Source organism: Paraburkholderia dipogonis (genome assembly GCF_042680985.1).
GTDB lineage: Bacteria > Pseudomonadota > Gammaproteobacteria > Burkholderiales > Burkholderiaceae > Paraburkholderia > Paraburkholderia phytofirmans.
Map to the genome: position 1 here is coordinate 1 of NZ_JBHUFR010000039.1, position 821 is coordinate 821.

Annotated in this window: 1 protein-coding gene; it reads left to right on the top strand. The window is 52.4% G+C overall.

The window, feature by feature from the left end:
* The first annotated feature begins 65 nt into the window (after nucleotides 1-65).
* Nucleotides 66-770 carry an IS6-like element IS26 family transposase gene (locus ACFSNN_RS38100; protein ID WP_001067855.1) on the top strand — a complete coding sequence of 235 codons (705 nt, stop codon included), beginning with the start codon at nucleotides 66-68 and terminating at the stop codon, nucleotides 768-770.
* The last annotated feature ends 51 nt before the right edge of the window (nucleotides 771-821 follow it).

An 821-nucleotide genomic window follows, 5' to 3' on the forward strand; every position in this document is an offset into this window, starting at 1 on the left:
ACGGCACTGTTGCAAATAGTCGGTGGTGATAAACTTATCATCCCCTTTTGCTGATGGAGCTGCACATGAACCCATTCAAAGGCCGGCATTTTCAGCGTGACATCATTCTGTGGGCCGTACGCTGGTACTGCAAATACGGCATCAGTTACCGTGAGCTGCAGGAGATGCTGGCTGAACGCGGAGTGAATGTCGATCACTCCACGATTTACCGCTGGGTTCAGCGTTATGCGCCTGAAATGGAAAAACGGCTGCGCTGGTACTGGCGTAACCCTTCCGATCTTTGCCCGTGGCACATGGATGAAACCTACGTGAAGGTCAATGGCCGCTGGGCGTATCTGTACCGGGCCGTCGACAGCCGGGGCCGCACTGTCGATTTTTATCTCTCCTCCCGTCGTAACAGCAAAGCTGCATACCGGTTTCTGGGTAAAATCCTCAACAACGTGAAGAAGTGGCAGATCCCGCGATTCATCAACACGGATAAAGCGCCCGCCTATGGTCGCGCGCTTGCTCTGCTCAAACGCGAAGGCCGGTGCCCGTCTGACGTTGAACACCGACAGATTAAGTACCGGAACAACGTGATTGAATGCGATCATGGCAAACTGAAACGGATAATCGGCGCCACGCTGGGATTTAAATCCATGAAGACGGCTTACGCCACCATCAAAGGTATTGAGGTGATGCGTGCACTACGCAAAGGCCAGGCCTCAGCATTTTATTATGGTGATCCCCTGGGCGAAATGCGCCTGGTAAGCAGAGTTTTTGAAATGTAAGGCCTTTGAATAAGACAAAAGGCTGCCTCATCGCTAACTTTGCAACAGTGC

Coding starts and splice junctions, on each gene's coding strand:
- ACFSNN_RS38100 (WP_001067855.1), top strand. CDS start 66: ATGAACCCATTCAAAGGCCGGCATTTTCAGCGTGACATCATTCTGTGG.